The 18,595-nt window shown below is 66.0% G+C and carries 20 protein-coding genes; 7 read left to right on the top strand and 13 right to left on the bottom strand.

Annotation, left to right across the window (positions count from 1 at the left end; genetic code table 11):
- Positions 1-5 precede the first annotated feature (5 nt).
- The 3 genes from AC5P65_RS08195 to ppsR all read right to left on the bottom strand — a co-directional run bounded on the left by AC5P65_RS08195 (position 6) and on the right by ppsR (position 2,036).
- Positions 6-494 carry an NUDIX hydrolase gene (locus AC5P65_RS08195; RefSeq protein WP_005417168.1) on the bottom strand — a complete coding sequence of 163 codons (489 nt, stop codon included), beginning with the start codon at positions 492-494 and terminating at the stop codon, positions 6-8.
- 42 nt (positions 495-536) lie between these two features.
- Positions 537-1,046, bottom strand: a complete 510-nt coding sequence (locus AC5P65_RS08190; protein ID WP_111099059.1) for a DUF1249 domain-containing protein — start codon at positions 1,044-1,046, stop codon at positions 537-539.
- A gap of 168 nt (positions 1,047-1,214) precedes the next feature.
- Positions 1,215-2,036, bottom strand: a complete 822-nt coding sequence (gene ppsR, locus AC5P65_RS08185) for a posphoenolpyruvate synthetase regulatory kinase/phosphorylase PpsR (RefSeq protein ID WP_005417170.1) — start codon at positions 2,034-2,036, stop codon at positions 1,215-1,217.
- Positions 2,037-2,180: 144 nt separating this feature from the next.
- Here ppsR and ppsA point away from each other — a divergent pair, with 144 nt between their 5' ends.
- Positions 2,181-4,559, top strand: a complete 2,379-nt coding sequence (gene ppsA, locus AC5P65_RS08180; protein ID WP_111099058.1) for a phosphoenolpyruvate synthase — start codon at positions 2,181-2,183, stop codon at positions 4,557-4,559.
- A 145-nt stretch (positions 4,560-4,704) separates the two neighbouring features.
- The gene (locus AC5P65_RS08175; protein ID WP_180832433.1) at positions 4,705-5,604 is read left to right on the top strand and encodes a mechanosensitive ion channel family protein; all 900 of its coding nucleotides are present in this window, start codon (positions 4,705-4,707) and stop codon (positions 5,602-5,604) included.
- Between the two features lie 168 nt (positions 5,605-5,772).
- Here AC5P65_RS08175 and AC5P65_RS08170 read toward each other — a convergent pair whose 3' ends face one another.
- The 5 genes from AC5P65_RS08170 to AC5P65_RS08150 all read right to left on the bottom strand — a co-directional run bounded on the left by AC5P65_RS08170 (position 5,773) and on the right by AC5P65_RS08150 (position 9,681).
- Entirely contained in the window at positions 5,773-6,888 is a 1,116-nt protein-coding gene (locus AC5P65_RS08170) for an alkene reductase (RefSeq protein WP_111098155.1), read from the bottom strand.
- Between the two features lie 139 nt (positions 6,889-7,027).
- Positions 7,028-7,903, bottom strand: coding sequence for an EcsC family protein (locus AC5P65_RS08165; RefSeq protein ID WP_111098156.1), 876 nt, complete (start codon positions 7,901-7,903; stop codon positions 7,028-7,030).
- Positions 7,904-8,073: 170 nt separating this feature from the next.
- Positions 8,074-8,646 (bottom strand): oligoribonuclease, encoded by a 573-nt coding sequence (gene orn, locus AC5P65_RS08160; RefSeq protein WP_005413827.1) that lies wholly within the window; start codon positions 8,644-8,646, stop codon positions 8,074-8,076.
- A 75-nt stretch (positions 8,647-8,721) separates the two neighbouring features.
- Positions 8,722-9,246 carry a tRNA adenosine(34) deaminase TadA gene (gene tadA, locus AC5P65_RS08155; protein ID WP_021202807.1) on the bottom strand — a complete coding sequence of 175 codons (525 nt, stop codon included), beginning with the start codon at positions 9,244-9,246 and terminating at the stop codon, positions 8,722-8,724.
- A gap of 75 nt (positions 9,247-9,321) precedes the next feature.
- The gene (locus AC5P65_RS08150) at positions 9,322-9,681 is read right to left on the bottom strand and encodes a winged helix-turn-helix transcriptional regulator (RefSeq protein WP_021202806.1); all 360 of its coding nucleotides are present in this window, start codon (positions 9,679-9,681) and stop codon (positions 9,322-9,324) included.
- 78 nt (positions 9,682-9,759) lie between these two features.
- Here AC5P65_RS08150 and AC5P65_RS08145 point away from each other — a divergent pair, with 78 nt between their 5' ends.
- Positions 9,760-10,527, top strand: a complete 768-nt coding sequence (locus tag AC5P65_RS08145; RefSeq protein WP_111098157.1) for an NAD(P)H-dependent oxidoreductase — start codon at positions 9,760-9,762, stop codon at positions 10,525-10,527.
- A gap of 68 nt (positions 10,528-10,595) precedes the next feature.
- A complete protein-coding gene (locus tag AC5P65_RS08140; RefSeq protein ID WP_111098158.1) occupies positions 10,596-11,033 on the top strand; it encodes an acetyltransferase in 438 nt (145 codons plus the stop codon).
- Positions 11,034-11,054: 21 nt separating this feature from the next.
- On the opposite strand, the gene AC5P65_RS08135 is transcribed toward AC5P65_RS08140, so the two are convergent.
- The gene (locus tag AC5P65_RS08135; RefSeq protein ID WP_021202803.1) at positions 11,055-11,573 is read right to left on the bottom strand and encodes a GNAT family N-acetyltransferase; all 519 of its coding nucleotides are present in this window, start codon (positions 11,571-11,573) and stop codon (positions 11,055-11,057) included.
- Between the two features lie 254 nt (positions 11,574-11,827).
- On the opposite strand from AC5P65_RS08135, the gene AC5P65_RS08130 reads away from it, so the two are divergent.
- From AC5P65_RS08130 to AC5P65_RS08120, 3 genes are read left to right on the top strand one after another with little or no spacing between them, the layout of a single operon-like run.
- Positions 11,828-12,484: a hypothetical protein gene (locus tag AC5P65_RS08130; protein WP_456115679.1), complete on the top strand. Its 657-nt coding sequence runs from the start codon at positions 11,828-11,830 to the stop codon at positions 12,482-12,484.
- A 43-nt stretch (positions 12,485-12,527) separates the two neighbouring features.
- Entirely contained in the window at positions 12,528-13,181 is a 654-nt protein-coding gene (locus tag AC5P65_RS08125) for a hypothetical protein (protein ID WP_111098160.1), read from the top strand.
- Entirely contained in the window at positions 13,178-14,503 is a 1,326-nt protein-coding gene (locus AC5P65_RS08120) for an XVIPCD domain-containing protein (protein ID WP_111098161.1), read from the top strand. The genes AC5P65_RS08125 and AC5P65_RS08120 overlap by 4 nt, the downstream gene beginning before the upstream one ends.
- Positions 14,504-14,555: 52 nt before the next feature.
- Here the strand turns inward: AC5P65_RS08120 and AC5P65_RS08115 are convergent, their stop codons facing one another.
- The 4 genes from AC5P65_RS08115 to AC5P65_RS08100 form a co-directional block, all read right to left on the bottom strand.
- Positions 14,556-15,824: a hypothetical protein gene (locus tag AC5P65_RS08115; protein WP_428986928.1), complete on the bottom strand. Its 1,269-nt coding sequence runs from the start codon at positions 15,822-15,824 to the stop codon at positions 14,556-14,558.
- Positions 15,825-15,921: 97 nt separating this feature from the next.
- Entirely contained in the window at positions 15,922-16,929 is a 1,008-nt protein-coding gene (locus AC5P65_RS08110) for an XVIPCD domain-containing protein (protein WP_495215498.1), read from the bottom strand.
- 57 nt (positions 16,930-16,986) lie between these two features.
- On the bottom strand, positions 16,987-17,523 hold the full coding sequence (locus tag AC5P65_RS08105; RefSeq protein ID WP_019660284.1) for a hypothetical protein: 537 nt from the start codon (positions 17,521-17,523) through the stop codon (positions 16,987-16,989).
- A 541-nt stretch (positions 17,524-18,064) separates the two neighbouring features.
- Positions 18,065-18,595 carry a DUF4189 domain-containing protein gene (locus AC5P65_RS08100; RefSeq protein ID WP_080112519.1) on the bottom strand — a complete coding sequence of 177 codons (531 nt, stop codon included), beginning with the start codon at positions 18,593-18,595 and terminating at the stop codon, positions 18,065-18,067.

The raw sequence follows: 18,595 nt of genomic DNA, 5'->3' as shown, positions 1-18,595 counted from the left end.
CCGGGTCACAGCCGGCTGTAGGACCAACTGACCATGCGCCCGTCCTTGTACGGCATCACGCCGTGGAACGGGCGCGGGTCGGCGTCGAACACCAGCGGCAGGAAGTTGCGGTCGCCCTCCCACATCGGCAGCGTGTCCAGCTTGTCCAGGTCTACCCACTCCAGCGTACCTTCGTGGTTGCCGCCGTGCGGGGTACCTTCGAAGCTGTCGATGACGAACACGAAGCCCAGCCAGTCTTCGCCGTGCTTGCCGAAACCGGGCCAGCTGAGAGTGCCGCGCAGGCGCATGCCGGTGCAGTCGATGCCGGCTTCCTCGGCAATCTCGCGGCGCATGCTGGCCGCCACGTCCTCGTCCGCTTCGATCTTGCCACCCAGGCCGTTGTACTTGCCGAGGTGATGGTCACCGGGGCGCGTATTGCGATGGATCATCAGCACCTGGCGACGATCGGGCGACAGCACATAGCCCAGGGTGGCGACGATCGGGGTGTACGGCATGGGGCGGCATCCAGCGGCAGGTCAGCCCTGGATTATGGCCGATCAGCGCACCAGCGACAGGCGGCGCTCGGCAGGCGCACCGGCGCCATCGGGGTCACGGCGCAGCGTTGCGACGCCGTGGCCGCGCTCGGCCAAGTATTCCAGCCACTTGCCGAGGAAGGTGTTCATCCGCATGCGATGACTGATCAGCTCCGCCGGCGGCGGGTACAGCCCCATGGTGTCCTGCCAGCGGCGGCCGACGTAGCAGTGGGTGGTCTCGGCCTGGCGCGCGTCACGGTACAGGCGAACATAGGCCGATGGATCAGGCTCGCCAGTGACCGGGTCGGCCAGGTCGTAGGTCAGCCGCAGTTCCACCGTGTAGCGGTGGCACTCGATCACGTCCAGGCGAACGTCCAGGCCATCGCCGACCGAGGAGACGTAGCTGCCCGTCATCAGTCCAGCCGGTTCGAACAGGCGCACCAGATGGCGGTAGTTCTCCGCGTACAGGCCCATGAGCCAGCTCAGCCGGCTCAGGCGGGGAATGCGTTCGGTACGGGGCAAGGCTCGGGCCATGGGTCGATCCTACACGTTGGTGCTTCAACGTGGGGGCGGGATCACCCCGACCAAAGGGGCTCGGTATCGACCAACGGTCGATACCCACCGTGCAGGAGGGTCGATGCCCCAGCGCAGGAGGGTCATCACCCCGGAGGTAGGCCACGACCGTTGGTCGTGGCGCACGGATCAATACAGCTCGCGCTGCAGCCCCAATGTGGCCAGCACCTTGCTGGAAATCTCCTCGATCGAGGTATGCGTGGTGCTCAGGGTCGGAATCCGCTCCATGCGGAACATGGTCTCGGCCGCGGCCACCTCGCGCTTGCAGGTGTCCAGGTTGGCGTAGCGCGAGTTCGGGCGGCGCTCCTGGCGGATCTGCTGCAGGCGGTCCGGGTCGATGGTCAACCCGAAAAGCTTGCGCCGGTAGTTGCGCAGGCGCGGCGGCAGGCGGTCGCTTTCCAGGTCCTCGTCGGTCAACGGGTAGTTGGCCGCGCGCACCCCGTAATGCAGGGCCAGGTAGATGCAGGTGGGCGTCTTGCCGGCGCGCGACACCGCCACCAGGATCACGTCGGCATCGTCGTAGTTCACCGCAATGCCATCGTCATGGGTCAGGGCGAAGTTCATCGCGTTGATGCGGCGGTGGTAGGTATCGAAATCGACCATGCCGTGGGCCTGGCCGACCCGGGCCAGGCGCGGGCTGGCCAGTTCACGCTCCAGGGGCTCGATGAACGGCGCGAACACATCCAGCATCAGCGCCCCGCTGTCGGCCAGGATCAGGCTCAGGCTCTGGTCCACGCAGGAGTTCACCACGATCGGCCGGACCTGGTAGCGCTCACCTGCCGCCTGGATCCGGGCGCAGGCTTCACGCGCTTTTTCGGGGTCGTCGACAAACGACATTCGGTCGGTAATGAAGCTGAATCCGGAGAACTGGGTCAGCAGGCTATGCCCAATGGTTTCAGCGGTGATACCGGTTCCATCGGAAACGTAGAACACCGGACGGATGGTCGACATGCGCGCTTTTACCCCCTACGAAGCTTAAAAAGGCCGCCAGCACAAGCTTGTGCCGACGGTGCTCTGCCCGGCATCATATCGGCTTCTTCCTACGGACGCGGCCACTCAGCCCGCCTCGGGCGATGGCCAAACGGAGCATCGCGCTTGAACGAGAACATCCTGTGGTTGCACGAACTGCGTCTGGCCGATCTGGCCCGCGTAGGCGGCAAGAATTCGTCCCTGGGCGAGATGATCGGCAACCTGGCCGGTCTGGGCGTTTCGGTGCCGGGCGGTTATGCCACCACCGCTGAAGCCTTCAAGGACTTCATCGCGCACAACGACCTGTCCAAGCGCATCTTCGACAGGCTGGCCACGCTGGACGTCGAGGACGTCAATGCGCTGACCGCCGCCGGCAAGGAAATCCGCGGCTGGGTAATCGACGCCCCGCTGCAGCCGCAGCTGGACCAGGACATCCGCACCGCCTACGCCAAGCTGAGCGCCGAGAATGGCGGCGGCGACGTTGCCGTGGCCGTGCGTTCGTCTGCCACCGCCGAGGATCTGCCGGATGCGTCCTTCGCCGGCCAGCAGGAAACCTTCCTCAACGTGACCGGTGCCGACGACGTCGTGCACAAGGTCAAGGAAGTGTTCGCCTCGCTGTACAACGACCGCGCCATCGCCTACCGCGTGCACCACGGTTTCAAGCATGAGGACGTGTTCCTGTCCGCCGGCGTGCAGCTGATGGTGCGTTCGGGCGTCGGCTCCTCCGGCGTGCTGTTCACCCTGGACACCGAGTCCGGCTTCCGCGACGTGGTGTTCGTCACCTCCTCGTTCGGCCTGGGCGAGATGGTCGTGCAGGGCGCGGTCAATCCGGACGAATACTACGTCTACAAGCCCACCCTGCAGGCCGGCAAGCCGGCGATCCTGCGCCGCTCGCTCGGCAGCAAGGCGATCCGCATGGTGTATTCGGATGTCCCCGGTGAGCGCGTCCGTATTGAAGACACTCCGGCCGAACTCCGCACCACCTTCTCGATCAGCGACGAGGACGTGCAGGAACTGGCCAAGCAGGCGCTGGTCATCGAAAAGCACTACGGCCGCCCGATGGACATCGAGTGGGCCAAGGACGGTGTCAGCGGCAAGCTGTTCATCGTGCAGGCGCGCCCGGAAACGGTGAAGTCGCGCAGCCACGCCACCCAGATCGAGCGCTTCGCGCTGACCGAGAAGGGCGGCAAGGTACTGGCCGAGGGCCGTGCCGTCGGCGCCAAGATCGGTTCGGGCGTGGCCCGCGTGGTGAAGACGCTGGACGACATGAACCGCGTGCAGCCGGGCGACGTGCTGATCGCCGACATGACCGATCCCGATTGGGAACCGGTGATGAAGCGCGCCTCGGCCATCGTCACCAACCGCGGTGGCCGCACCTGCCACGCCGCGATCATCGCGCGCGAGCTGGGCGTGCCAGCCGTGGTCGGTTCGGGCAACGCCACCCAGGTCATCGAGGATGGCCAGCTGGTCACCGTCAGCTGCGCTGAAGGCGATACCGGCTTCATCTACGAAGGCAAGCTCGGCTTCGAACGCACCACGACCGATCTGGGCAACATGCCGCCGGCCCCGCTGAAGATCATGATGAACGTGGCCAACCCGGAACGTGCCTTCGACTTCGGCCAGCTGCCGAACGCCGGCATCGGCCTGGCCCGCCTGGAAATGATCATCGCCAGCCACATCGGCATCCATCCGAACGCGCTGCTGGAATACGACCGCCAGGACGCGGCAACGAAGAAGAAGATCGACGAGAAGATCGCCGGCTACGGTGATCCGGTCAGCTTCTACGTGGACCGCCTGGCCGAAGGCATCGCCACCCTCACCGCCTCGGTTGCACCGAACCCGGTGATCGTGCGCCTGTCGGACTTCAAGTCCAACGAGTACGCCAACCTGATCGGCGGCAGCAACTACGAGCCGCACGAAGAGAACCCGATGATCGGCTTCCGCGGCGCCAGCCGTTACGTCGACCCGAGCTTCTCGGCCGCCTTCGCGCTGGAGTGCAGGGCCGTGCTGCGCGTGCGCAACGAAATGGGCCTGGACAACCTGTGGGTCATGATTCCGTTCGTGCGCACCCTGGAAGAAGGCCGCAAGGTCGTCGAGGTGCTGGAACAGAACGGCCTGAAGCAGGGCGAGAACGGCCTGAAGATCATCATGATGTGCGAAGTGCCGTCCAACGCACTGCTCGCCGATGAGTTCCTGGAGATCTTCGACGGCTTCTCGATCGGCTCCAACGACCTGACCCAGCTGAGCCTGGGCCTGGACCGCGACTCGTCGATCGTCGCGCACCTGTTCGACGAGCGTAACCCGGCAGTGAAGAAGCTGCTGTCGATGGCGATCAAGGCCGCACGCGCCAAGGGCAAGTACGTCGGCATCTGCGGCCAGGGCCCGTCCGATCACCCGGATCTGGCCGAATGGCTGATGCAGGAAGGCATCGAGTCGGTGTCGCTGAACCCGGACACCGTGGTTGATACCTGGCTGCGCCTGGCCAAGCTGAAGGCCAACGGCTGATGCCGTGATGGGCTGACGTCGCTTTCATCGACGTCCGCCCATACTGCTGCTGCACGCAAGCCCCGCCTCTGCGGGGCTTGCTGTTTCTGGCGTCCGCGCACGCCCTGCCCCACGCAGACATCGCTACGCAACAAAGGACTTCCGCATGATCGCCGCCGCACCTCCCACCCCCGCCCCCGCCGCAACGCCCTGGTTCCACTCGCTCAACTGGGAGCGCCTGCTGGAAACCTACGGTGTGCCGTTACTGGCCGCCATCGTGGTGCTGCTGGTGGGCCTGTGGGTGGCGCGTCGCCTGTCCAACGCGATGCCGCGCGCCACAGCGCGCATGGGCGTGGACCCGATGCTGGGCAGCTTCCTGCGCAACGTGGTGTACGCCGCATCGCTGGTGATCGTGGTGGTGCTGGCCATCGGCACGCTGGGCGTGCAGATCACGCCGCTGCTGGCCGTGCTCGGCACCGCCGGCCTGGCCGTTGGCCTTGCCCTGAAGGATTCGCTGTCCAACATCGCCTCGGGCGTGATGCTGGTGACACTGCGGCCGTTCCGCGTCGGCGACGTGGTCACCGTTGCCGGACAGACCGGCACGGTGCGCGAAGTGCGCATTTTCCAGACCGTCATCACCGGTGCCGACAACCAGCACACCACCATTCCGAACACGCTGATCACCGCCGCGCCGATCATCAACCTGACCGCCGAGCCGACCCGCCGCGTCGAACTGGTAATCGGCATCGGCTACGAGGACAACATCCAGCTGGCACGCGACACCGCGCTGGCGCTGATGAAGGCGGACCCGCGCGTGCTGCAGACGCCGGCACCGGACGTGGTGGTGTACGAGTTGGGGGCGCATGCGATCAACCTCGGCATCCGCTGCTACGTGAAGTCGGCCGACTGGTTCGGCACCAAGGTCACGCTGCTGGAGCAGCTGAAGCTGGGCTATGACAAGGCCGGCATCAACATTCCGTATCCGCAGCAGGACATGCACCTGTACCTGCATGGCAAGGATGGCGGCGTGGTCGAGGCGGACGCGCTGGTGCGCGACAAGCCCTGATCCATCCCCGGGCTGCCGGCCGGCGGCCGGCACTACCCCCGCCGCCTGACTGAAATGCCGGCCAGCGGCCGGCACTACCCCCTCGCCGCCTGACTGGAATGCCGGCCAGCGGCCAGCACTATCCCTCGCCTCCCGGTAGTGCCGGCCGCTGGCCGGCAGCCTTCAGGATCAGGCCGCGACGCTCTCTTCCAACGTCGGGTAATCGGTGAAGCCGACCGCGCCACCGCCAAAGAACGTCGCACGATCCGGCGGATTCAGTTCCGCCCCCAGTCGCAGGCGCTCAGGCAGGTCCGGGTTTGCAATGAACGGCCGGCCGAAGCCGATCAGGTCAGCCCAGCCTTCCGCCAGTGCCTGCTCGGCGCGCTCGGCGGTGTACTTGCCGGCGTAGATCAGCGTACCCGGGTAGACCATGCGCAGCGCCTGCTTGAACGCCACCGGCATCGGCGGTGCATCGTCCCAGTCGGCCTCGGCAATGTGCAGGTAGCCCACCCCCATCTCACCGAGCAGGTGTGCGGCAGCCAGATAGGTCGCCTGCGGCGTATCGTCCACCGCCCCCTGCAGCGTAGTCAGCGGCGCCAGGCGCACGCCGACGCGATCACCACCGACCACCGCAACCACCGCCTGCACCACCTCGCGCAGGAACCGCAGGCGGTTCTGCAACGCGCCGCCATAGCCGTCGGTGCGCTGGTTGGCCTGCGAGTCGATGAACTGGTTGATCAGGTAGCCATTGGCACCGTGCAACTCCACGCCATCGAAACCTGCATCCAGCGCGTTGCGCGCGGCCTGGGCGTAGTCGGCGACGATGCCCGGAATCTCGTCTTCGCGCAGCGCGCGCGGCATCGAATGCTGGATCATTTCGCCCACCCCGGCTTCGGGACCTGCCCCGCTCGGGTCGACGAACACCTTCACGCCTTCCGCCAACAACGCCGACGACGACACCGGGGCGGCGCCGCCCGGCTGCAGCGCCACATGCGAAACCCGGCCGACGTGCCACAGCTGGGCGTAGATGCGGCCACCGGCGGCGTGCACGGCATCGGTCACCCGGCGCCAGCCCTTAACCTGTTCCGGGCTATGGATGCCCGGCGTCCAGGCATAGCCCTGGCCCTGCGGGCTGATCTGGGTGCCTTCGCTGACAATCAGGCCGGCACCGGCACGCTGCGCGTAGTAGGTCGCCATCTCGGCGGTAGCAACATTGCCGGCAGCCGCACGCGAGCGGGTCATCGGCGGCATCACGATGCGGTTGGGCAGGGTCAGCGGGCCCAGACGGTGGGAGGTGAACAACATGGCGGACATCTCTTGCGGGGGGAGTGCCGCAAAGAATGGGGATGGCGCCCGCCAGGCAACAGGCACGCACTGGCAAAACAGTTGTTCCCCCACGGCAAGGATCACCCGGTACGAGGGCTCATCCACGCATGGCGTGGATCTACTCCACCCTTGGCTCGATCTTTACCGCACCGTGTGCCACGCGGTCATAGCAGGTGCGCACCACATCTTCCCCGTACTTCAACTCCAGCCGGCGCACGATGAAGTGGCCGCGCGCCATGTCCTGGTAGTAGTCGGTGAACATGGTATTCAGCGTTGCACCGGCGGCAGCACCGACGATCGGCACCGCCTGTGCGGCGAATTTCTCGGTGACCACCACGCCGAAGCGCGCTGCCACCTTTTCCACCATCTTCGCCAGCAGCTTGCCGGCTTCCTTCGGCGCCACACCCAGGGTCAGGTCGCGGCCGGTCACCACCCGCCCGGCCAGCTCGGCCGAGAGATGGCGCATCACATCGGTCGTGAAGCCGCGGGCCAAGTAATAGCCCGTCTCGCTGGCGTCATCACGCGGCGAGTTGCCGCCCAGCGCGAATACCTCAAGGCACGCCTGGCGGGTGCTGAAGTCGGACAGGTCAAACCCCTCGCTGCGGGCCACGTCGGCCACCGCACGCATCATGATCGTGGTCGACACCGGCAACTCGATGAGCAAGGCGGCAAAGCCGAAGGCGCCGCCGACCGCACCGGAGGTGGCTGCCGCCAGTTTGTGCCAGCGGGTGGACGCCACCTTGCCGGGGGTATTGTCCATGCTCCACAGCGCGGCCTGTGCCGATTTGCTCAGCGCTGCCTGCACCGCACCGTGGATGCGGTTGGAGACCGAACTGGGCAGCGCCTTCACTGCGAACTCCAGCGGCGTGCCGACCAGGTTGGCCATGCGCGCGGTCAGGGTCGGCGCTTCCAGCAGCGCCACCGCCCGCTGCAGGTCGGACCAGTCGCGGGCGTCGTGGACAATGTCGCGGGGAAGCAGGATCGGCTCGTTCATGGGGCCGATCTTAGCGCCCGGTAGTTGAACGCTTCGTCGCGGGTCACGACAGAGGGGTCAGAGCCCTTTCCGCGGGAAAGGGATCCGACCCCGACGCCTTGCCGGCCAGCGGCCGGCACTACCAGTTCGCGTGTCATCCGGTAGCGCCGGGCCATGCCCGGCGTTGTTGTTCAGGCCGTGGGCAGGCCCGACAGCGCGCCCATGAACTGGCGGTAGTGGCGGAGCTCGGCGATTGAATCGTGTACATCGCTCAGCGCGGTATGGTTGCTGTTCTTGCCGACGCCAGCGGCCACGCTCGGCGCCCAGCGCTTGGCCAGTTCCTTCACGGTGGACACGTCCAGGTTGCGGTAGTGGAAGTACTTCTCCAGCCGCGGCATCTGGCGGTGCAGGAAGCGGCGATCCTGGCAGATCGAGTTGCCGCACATCGGCGAAAGGCCGGCCGGGATCCACTGCGCCAGGAAGTTCACCGTCTGCGCTTCGGCCTGGCCCAGGGTGGTGGTGCTGTCCACCACGCGCTGCCACAGGCCCGAGCGACGGTGCTGGTTGCGGTTCCACTCGTCCATCGCTTCCAGCGTTTCCAGCGGGTGATGGATGGCGAACTCCGGGCCCTCGGCCAGCACATTGAGCTGGGCATCGGTCACCACCGTGGCGATCTCGATGATCGAATCGTTATCGGTATCCAACCCGGTCATTTCCAGGTCGATCCAGATCAGTCGCTCGTTGGCCGCGCCGGTGTCCGCCATTGTGTCGCCTCGTTGCTGGGCAGGCGCGCGGCCTACCGGTAAGGGAAAGAGGCGCCCATCATACCCTTTCGCCTCTCAGCCCTCGCCGGCGTGGTCTTCCAGCAGCAACGGCGGCTTGCCACGCTTGGCGCGGAAATAATTGGTCAGGCGCATGCTGGCCTCCTTGGCCAGCACCCCACCATGGATCTCCACCCGGTGGTTGTGGCGGGCATCGCCGAGCAGGTCGAACACGCTGCCGCAGGCGCCGGTCTTGGGGTCGCTGGCGCCGTAGACCAAGCGGGCAACGCGTGCATGCACGATCGCCATCGCACACATTGCGCACGGTTCCAGGGTCACGTACAGGGTGCTGCCGAGCAGCCGATGATTGGCCAGCCGCGTGCCACCGGCCCGCATGGCCACGATCTCGGCATGCGCGCTGGGATCGTGCGAGGCGATGTTGAGGTTCCAGCCCTCGCCCAGCAGCTGTCCATCGGCGCCCACCAGTACCGCACCGACCGGAATCTCATCGAACTCGCGTTGCGCGCGCTCGGCCAGGGCCAGCGCGTGGCGCATCCAGCGTTCATCGGCATCGTGCACCGGTACACCCAGGGCATCGGTCATGGCGGTTCTCGCGTGTGTGCAGGGCCAGGATGGCCGCCGGGGCCGCATTGTACGCCCGCGGCCGTGCAGGCGCCGCTAGCGTGCGTCGAAGCGCTCGCGGGCGGCGTCCAGTGCCTGGAAGTTGTGCTCGGCCCAACGGTCCAGAGCGGACAGCGTGTCAACCAGGCCACGCGCGACTTCGGTCAGCCGGTACTCCACATGCAGTGGCTTTTTGCCCAGCTCACACCGCTCGACCAGGCCATTGCGCTCCAGCTGCCGCAGGGTCTGGGTCAACACCTTCTGCGAGATGCCTTCGATCTTCCGCAGCAGCGCGCCATTGCGCAGCGGCCCCTGCGCCAGTGCCGGCAACAGCAGCATCACCCACTTGCCGGAGATCAGCGCCAGCGCATCACGTGCCGAACAATCGGCGGCATAGACATCGCCCGGACAGGCCATGGTTACCTCAAGGTGCGTAATTGCCGGGGCACTCCGGCATCGCGAGGATGGTCGCACACTCCACCAACACCTCGCCCCATGCGCGCCCTGATCCTGCTTGCCCATCCCGAACCCCGCTCGTTCAACGCCTACCTGGCCGCGCAGGCCGCCGAACAGCTGCGCCATGACGCCCTGCAGGTGGACGTGGTCGACCTGTATGCGGAAGGCTTCGATCCGCTGGAAGCGGCCTGGCACCATCCACGGCGCCTGCAGCCCGAGCGCTTCGATGCCCAGCGCGAACAACGCCACAGCGCCGAACTGGAGCAGTTACCCGCCGATGTGCGACGTCACCTGCACCTGCTGCGGGTCGCAGACCTGGTAATCCTGCAGTTCCCGCTGTGGTGGTTCGCGGCGCCAGCCATCCTCAAGGGCTGGCTGGACCGCGTGCTGGTATATGGGCCGATGTACAACAGCCGTCAGCGCCACGAACATGGCGTGATGCAGGGCAAGCGTGCATTGCTGAGCGTCACCACCGGTTCATCGGCACGGGCATGCGCGGTGGACGGCCGCGAAGGCGACACCCGATTGCTGCTGTGGCCGTTGATGTACAGCCTGCGCTACGTCGGCTTCGAGGTGATGGAGCCATGCGTGGTGCATGGCGTGCGTTCCGGGCTTGCAGCGGAACGCGTGCAGGCCCACGACGAAGCACTGGTTGCAGCCACCCTCTCCTACCGCGAGCGACTGACGCACTGGCGGCAGTGGCCGATCGTGCCCTTCAACGACAGCGATGACTTCGAGGATGGGGTGGTGCTGCGCGCGGACGCGATCGCGCACAGCCCCTTCATCCGCCACCGCGACGCGGGATGAATCTTCGCCTGCAGGCGCTACCGGAAAGCCTCATACTTCGCACTCTTCCGAAGCACCTTGGCGAACCCATGACCACCCTCCGCCCCTCCCGCGCCGACGACGGCGCCGCTCTTGTCGACCTCTGGCGCCGCGCCGTCGACGCCACCCACGACTTCCTCAGTGCCGAAGACCGCCAGGCCATCGATGCCGAAGTCGCCGGTTTCCTGCCGCAAGCGCCGATGACCGTTGCTGTCGATGCGCAGGATCGGCCGCTGGGCTTCATGCTGATCGATGGCACGCACATGGAAGCGCTGTTCATCGATCCGGACGCACGTGGCACCGGCATCGGCCGGCAACTGCTGCAGCACGCTCTGACCCAGCATCCGCAGCTGAGTACCGACGTCAACGAACAGAACGCACAGGCCGTCGGCTTTTACCTGCGCATGGGCTTCGTCGAAACCGGACGTTCACCGCTGGATTCGCAGGGCCGCCCGTATCCGCTGATCCATCTCCGGTACGAGGGCTGAGATCAGCCCCGGCGGCGGGAGTCAATCCACGGGCGGGGCGCTTGCCTCGAATGCCGCTGAGTAGCGCACTTCGCCCTGCGCGATCGGCGGCACCAGGGAGAGGGCCTGGAAGTACGCTGCTGGAACACCCGGCAGTACCAGGCCCGGTTCGGCATGGAACCCGAATCGCCCGTAGTAGGACGGCTCCCCCAGCACGACGCAGCCCTGCGCGCCCTGCCCACGCAATGCGTCGAGCGCCGCGTGCATCAGCGCTGCGCCAATGCCCTGCCCCTGGCATCCGGGCAGCACCGAGATGGGTCCCACGCCAAACCAGCCGGTGCTGCCATCGCTTATCGTCACCGGCGACAGGGCGATGTGCCCGACGACCTGCCCGTCCTTCTCGGCGACCAGCGAAAGACTCAGCTCTCCACGCGAACGCAGCGCATCGACAATGAACTGCTCGGTGTGGCTGCTGTGCGGCGCATCACGGAAGGCCGCCTCAGTGAGTGCGTGGATGCTTGCCCGGTCTTTACTGGACTCAGGCCGAATTGTGTAATTCATGGCGCCCGTCTCTGTGATGGAAATGTGAATTATTGATTTGAATCACACATCTGCAGAAGAGCCTGCGTCGCGCGCAGCGCCAGCGGAAACACCGGATCGCCCACGGCGCAGGCGATACGCCCGAGGTAGCACCCGCCGGCGCGTCAAAAACATGGCGCGCCGGGTGGCAATGGCTTGCCGACACGCTCCATAATCGGAAAACCTGTCATCCAGGAATGATATATGGACATGGACGCGCCATGCAGGACCGGGCCATGGATGTAGCACAGCGCGAACACAGGGGACGGCCGTTGTTGGCGTTGATCGCGCTATTGCCGCTGGCCGCGTGCTCACCTTATGCCGATGCCGAGCGCGACGTTGCTGCGGGTGGACGCGGCCTGGCCAGGCTCAACCCGGCGCCGAAGCAGGCCTACGAACTGGTGCTGACACTGAAGGACGCGCCGGGCCCGTTCGCGATCGTGGAGGGCGTGGCCCAGTATGACGTCAGCAACTACGAAGACTGCGGGCGGATACTGCCTGCAACAGGCACTGCGGGCCGCATCACCAGCCAAGAGCCCGTCACCCTGCACAAGGTCAGCGAGAACGAGTACCGCGGCACGTTCCACCTGGACCGCATGCTGGATGAGGACTACTACGGGCGCGGCGCCTGCGTTTGGACGCTGACGGGCGTCGGTGCGATGTTGCGCGCCACGACCAGCAAGGCGGATACGCGATTCCTGACGTTCGTCGACAAGAAGCGCATGGAGAACGACTCGCCTCTGACGCTTTATTACCCGAACCTTGTCTATCCGCGCGCCGACACTGTCGCCAATTTTGGTGCCAGTGGCGAGGAAGCTCCGTCGGGGTACAGCGAAGATCTGCGCGACGCGCTGTTCTCAACCACCACCACTGTGCAGAAGCTCACGCCATGAGCTGCCAGTGCCTCATTCACCCCTATCCCCAAGGAGGCCGACATTGCGCCACAAGATGATTCCGTGCCTTGCTCTGCTTCTGTTGACCGCCTGCCATCCGGAGACCGCCATGAACCAGGAACGTGCCGCTGCTGAAGCCGATGTCGCCCAGGGTGGGCGCGGCCTCGCCAAGCTCAACCCCAGCCCGCGCAAGGCCTATGAACTGGTGCTGCGCCTGAAGGACGCCCCGGGTGATTTCGCTGTGGTTGAAGGCGTGGCCCAGTACGACGTCACCAACGAAGACCAGTGCGGCCACATCGAGCCGGCCACCGGCACGGCTGCTCGCATCACCAGCCAGGAGCCGGTGGAACTGCGCAAGGTCGCTGATGGCGAGTACCGCGGCACGCTGTATGTGGACCGCATGCTGGACGAAGACTACTACGGCCGCGGCGTGTGCCATTGGGAGTTCACTGGCGCTGGGGCGATGTTGAAGGCGACGGGCGCTGAAGAAGAGACCCGCTTCCTGACTTTCGTCAAGGCCGAACCGCTGACTGAAGGCAAGACCCACACGCTTTACTATCCGGACGCAGCCTATCCGCGGGCACCGCTTGCTGCCAACTACCCAGCCACCGGCAAGGCGGATCCGGCTGACTACGTTGCTGAACTTCAGGGCAAGTTGTTCACGATGAGTCTCAGCGCCAGCGAGGTCACCCAATGACCATCAGCACGCAGGATTATGCGGCGCTTTCCGACGATGCCTACAAGGATCGCGCTGTCGGTCGGAGGCGTCCGGGGGAAGAAGAGCTCGTCACGATCAATGGGCATGAATACAAGATTCTCGATCACGTCAATAATCGGCTCAATGGTTACCAAGGCACGGTTTATCAGCGAGCCGACACCAATGAGATCGTGGTCGCTCATCGCGGGACCGAGCAGATAGCTCGTGATGCCATCCTGACCGACGGCGGCATGGTCGTCGCCCGCACCAATGTGCAGGCCCCCGATGCCATCGCTTTGACCAAGAGCGCGCTGGACTACGCAAAGCAGGAAGCTGCATTTGGAGGCCGTGCACCTGAAGTCACCGTCACCGGCCACTCTCTCGGTGGCGCGCTGGCCCAGATCACCTCGCACCATTTCAACGTCAAGGGCGAGACCTTCAACGCCTATGGCGCGGTCAGCCTCAGCTACCGCATCCCGGAAGGCGGCAACACCATGATCAACCATGTCATGGCCTCCGATCCGGTCAGCTCTGCCTCGCCGCACTTCGGCCAAGTGCGCATCTACGCCAAGCCGGATGAGATCAAGACACTCGCCGCAAACGGCTTCAGCAATCACTCGTTGCGCGCCCTTATCCCGGACAGCCCGCTCGTCGCAGCAGGCAGCTCGTTCGGCGCGCACAAGCTGGGCAACTTCCTCGGCGACGGCTCGGTGCTGAAACACCCGGAAACGCAGAAGCTGGCAAAAGACAACGCCAGGATGATCGAGGAGTACCGCGACGACGTTGAATCACTGCGCCGTGGTGTCACCCGCGCGGCGCGCGGCATTCCGGGCGGCGCGGTCGATCTGTACGACCATATCCGCGGCCCGCTGCAGCCCGGTGAGCCGGCACGCCGCGAAGCGGAGAAGAACGGCCATCACACCAGCATGCTGCGCATGGACGATCCCAACCATGTGGGCAACCCGCTGTTCAACGACGCGATCCGTGGCGTGCACGCGCAGGACGTCCGCGTCGGCCGGGTACCGGACGTAATGAGCACGCAGCTGGCCGGCAGCCTGGCCGCCGAAATGCACGCAGCAGGCGGCAAGCGCATCGACGAAGTGGTCATGAATGCTGATGCCTCGCGCAGCTTCGCCGTGCAGGGCCAGGGCGGCGACCCGGCCCACCTTCGCGTATCGGTAGATACGGCAGTGGCGATGAACACCCCGCTGGAACAGAGCAGCCAGCGCATCGACCAGCAGGCCGCAGGCCAGCGCGTTGCGCTGGAGCGCGATCAGCAGCTGGAGCAGCAACAGAACCAGACCCGCAGCCTGCAGGCCTGATGCGCCGCGGGAGCCGGTCAGCCCGGCTTCCGCATCACTTCGAAACTCCGACTCAGGGGCTGGACGCTGCCATTGGCACGGATGCTCCGGCAGTCACGAACGGATCCGGGCCCGAATCCGGGAATCCGCCGCAGGCACGATCGCCGGGGGCCACCGGATCACAGGGCCACAGGGCGCGTGCGACCTTCTCACGCAGCTCGAAGCGATCCCCAGTCCAGACCACGAACGCGATGTGCTCGCGGTTCCAGTCGCTGTAGGCGCGCGGACCGCCCTTCTGCGCCGTTTCCGGGTATTGCACGAACCAGCGCATCGCCGGGCCGTACTGCAACTTGCTGTGGTCCAGATTGAGCCGGCCCTCACGCGACAGCTGTCGCGCACGGTCGGCGTCCGTCACCGGCGGCGTGGCCGGCAACGCATCGGCGGTCACATCCCTCGGCGCCGCGTCCCCGCGGACTTGGTACACACGCTGGGCCACATGAGCCTCGCGGCATTCACCCGCTGGCACGCGGACCGGCTCCGCGCCGTACTCATCGCGGTTGGCGACCTGGTCGCTGCAGGTGAACGGTGCTGACACCAGATAGAACGTGCTGTCGGCGTCGCGCCCTTCCAGCGAACGCACCCAGATGTCGCCCATCCGAACGATGAAGTCCGGGCGTTGGCCATAGCCCGGCACAGCCTTGAACCAGGCCTTCTGCCGCACCTCGCGCTCGCGCCAGCTGCGCGGCAGGTGGATGTCCTGCACGGGCAGCGCGACCAGCAACGCGGCCAGATGCGCCGGCATGGTGCCCTGGCAGGCGCCAATCAGCAGGTCGCCCTGGGTCGCCAGCCGCCCGGCCAGATCCACCGGGCAGCGGGCACCGAGCGCCCGCTCGGTCGCCTGCTCTGGCGGCAACGGCACGATGGCCAAGGCGGGTGGCGCGGGAGCTACCGCCGGGACGGCTGGCTCGACGACGGCAGGCGGTGCAGCCACAGGCGCCGCCGCTGCGGGCGCAACGGGCGCAGGCGCCGGGTCCGCAGCCGGCGCCGGCTGCGCGTCCACCACGGGTGCCGCAGGGGGTGTCACAGCAACCGGTACTTCGGGAGCCGGCGTCACGACAACGGCGTCGGCCACCGCGGGCGCTGTAACGGGCGCCGCCCCTGCAGGCGCGTCAAAGGCCGCCTCGGCAGCGGGGGGCGTCTCCACGAGGGGTGCTGCGGCCTCCTGAGCCTGTGCCGACGCTGCGGCGAGTCCAAGTGACAGCAGCCAGAGTGGCGGCAGGCGGCGCGCGGATGCATTGCAGCGGGCAGCAGCGTGCCGGGCATTCGAGGTAACGATTCGCATGTGGTGTCCTTACGATTGGGTTTCCATGTCGGCGCCACAGGGCGCCACGCGTCGTACGTAAAGCGCCTGCAGGCACCCTGCCCGCCGGCATCAAGTGCTACAGGGATCGAGAGCGCTGCTCCTGCTCGTGGGCGAGCGCGGCCGCGGGGTCCTGCTGGGCGACACTGGCGGCCAACTGCTGGCTGCTCTGCGCCAGCGGCTGCTGCGCCGCCTGTTCGCGCTCGACCGAAGCGCGCAGCATGGCCGGGTCACCCAGCGCGCCCTGCACGGCAAACAACGTGCGGCCGTCGTTGCCAGCCAGGAGATGATCGATGCGCGACATCCCCGCCTTCTGCGCGCTCAGCGCCAGTGCGCCGGCAGCATTGTCCAGTTCCTGCACGCTGCGCAGACCGCTTTGCGGCCCCATCTGCTGCAGGTGCTGGCGCGCTCCCGAGAACAGCGTGTATCCCGGCTCGCCCGGTTGCGACATGTCGCGTCCCGTTGCCTGCTGGGCCGGCGCCCCGACTTCGCCCCGCTCCAGCCGCGCCATCACATCTGGCGTCAGCTTCTGCTGCCACACCTCGAATCGCTGCTGGCGGGCCTCGATGCCGTTCAGGCCACCATTGATCGCGCGCGTCGCTTCGCGCACGTCCTCGCGCGCCGCTTCCGGCACCCGCGTCTGCCACTGCCACACGGCAATGCGGCCTGCGTGCTCGGGCTGCGCGGCCAGTTCCGGGTGATTCACCAGGTCCAGATCCAGCGCTTTGCCGGCACGCTCGTAATTCTCCTTGCCGACCAACGGCAGATAGCCGCGGCCGTGGTACTTCAATGCGTCGCCGGGCACATCATTGCCCATGCGTCCGCCGTACATCAGCTCAGCCAGGTTTTCCGGGCGGCCACGCAGCGCTTCCTGGCGGGCGCTCTCCAACGCAGCCTTGCCATTGCGCCACGCAGCTTCCACCGGGATCTGCGAGATGCCCCGGGTGAAGTTGAAACTCTCGTTGAGACGGCTCAAGCCACGGGATTCATGCCCGGCCTGCGCCATGAAGTTGGCCAGTTCCCGGGACGAAGTCATGCCGGCCTCCGTGGCCTGCCGCAACAGCAACGACTCCCTATCCTGCGACACGGTGAAACTCCTGCTCGATCATCGTTGGATACTCCCGCCTCCTCACCGGCATGGCACTCAGGGCAAGCTCACGTCGGCGACGACGGAAGGGTCGAAATCCTCGAATCGCACCCGGCCAAGCTCGGCCGCGGAGAAATCGCGCGTGTGGGTCGCTTCGGTTTCGGTGTCCACCACCTTGCGCTGCACGCCATGCACCCAGCACGCCTGCTCGGCAGGTGCATACCGGAAGGTGTAGACGCTGCTCCAGCGTTCGCGGCTGCCGCCGTTGGTGATCACGCTGAACGCGCCGTCTTCAATCGTCACGTAGGCGAAGGGGTCACCGGCCATGCCACCGCGCGTTGAGCACGGCACCAGCTTGTCGTTGCGTGCCGCCAGCTGCCAGCGGCCCGTGGCATCGCCCAGCAGCAACAGCAGGACCCGGTTCGGTCCGTGCTCGCCGGGCAACAAGCCCTCCGGAGGAGGTTGGTCGATCACCAGGAGCTGGTCCTGGAAACCATTGCCGGTCAGATCGCCGCGTACAGCTTCCAGCAGGTTCGCGCCGGACGGAACGAACGCCAGGGCATTGTCCATGTGCGTGCCACTCCCCTTCTCCATCCCCTGCAACTCCTTCAATCCCGTCTTGCCAGTTCCCGAGCGGAGGCCGGAAACGGGGCGATGCCCCGCACGTGCCCGGCGGCCGCCATGGCGGATGATAGCCCCGAGCCCACGGCAACCGCGATGGTGGCAAGCGTCACCCGCACCGCGGGGGGACACAGTCCTCATGGACGGAAAAGCTCCTGCGTTCGATGGCACCGGCGCGTCGGGATTTTGACGCGCACGCAGCTTACTTCGAGGAGGCAGCGCTCGTCGAAGGGGGCTTGGGATGAAAAGCGCACTTGATCACAGAATGAGTGCGGTTAACGTGAATGGATGCCTACTTGGAGATGACGGCAGCGCTGATCAGGCACTTAACACTCGTGCAGACGCAAGCGGAACGGGTGCAGCGAACACGGATCAGGTGAACGAACCCACCCGAATACAAGCACCATTGCGGCGCTCGGGATCCGTCATTCGCAATGAGAATTTCCAAAAAATTGAAAACACTACGGCCGGTCCAACGAAACAACCGGGGCGCTAGCCCGGCGCTATCCTCGCTTCACTTCCGCACATACTCAGGAGCTGAGCACGCGGTGTACACGACGTGGCATCCCTGCCCCCCATCCCTTATACAAAGACGAGTTGCCAATTGAATTGCTTCATCGACAGTCGCCTTTCCACCAAAGCTGGTGCCGCCGGAACCCGAACTGGGGACCACCGCAGCAACGCACTGATTCTCGTAGGAAAAAGAAGTTCGACAGGCACGACCACCTGAGTGCCGGCATTGCATCACAGCCTCTGCCTCTGCCTCAGACTTACTACGCTTCCCGATAGACACTCCGGACGCGCCCTCAGGAGAAACAGAGATCGCGCCCCACGTTTCGATCCACTTCCCTTCGGGTTGCGGCGTCTTGAGCGAGCCGTCACCCGCCCCAGGGATCGGAGCGCATCCTTGGACACCTTGCCCGCCAATAGGATACTGCCCCGGAGGGCACCCGCCCTCCGCGAACGCTGCCGACTGGAAGACTGCGGCCAACAAAAGGCCCAGGATCACCCGCCAACTACGTAGAAGCGTAAACCTCCAAGACAT

It is taken from the genome of Stenotrophomonas sp. YJH_SMC_48-3, assembly GCF_059369375.1.
This window is presented reverse-complemented; position numbering and strand designations above follow the sequence as displayed.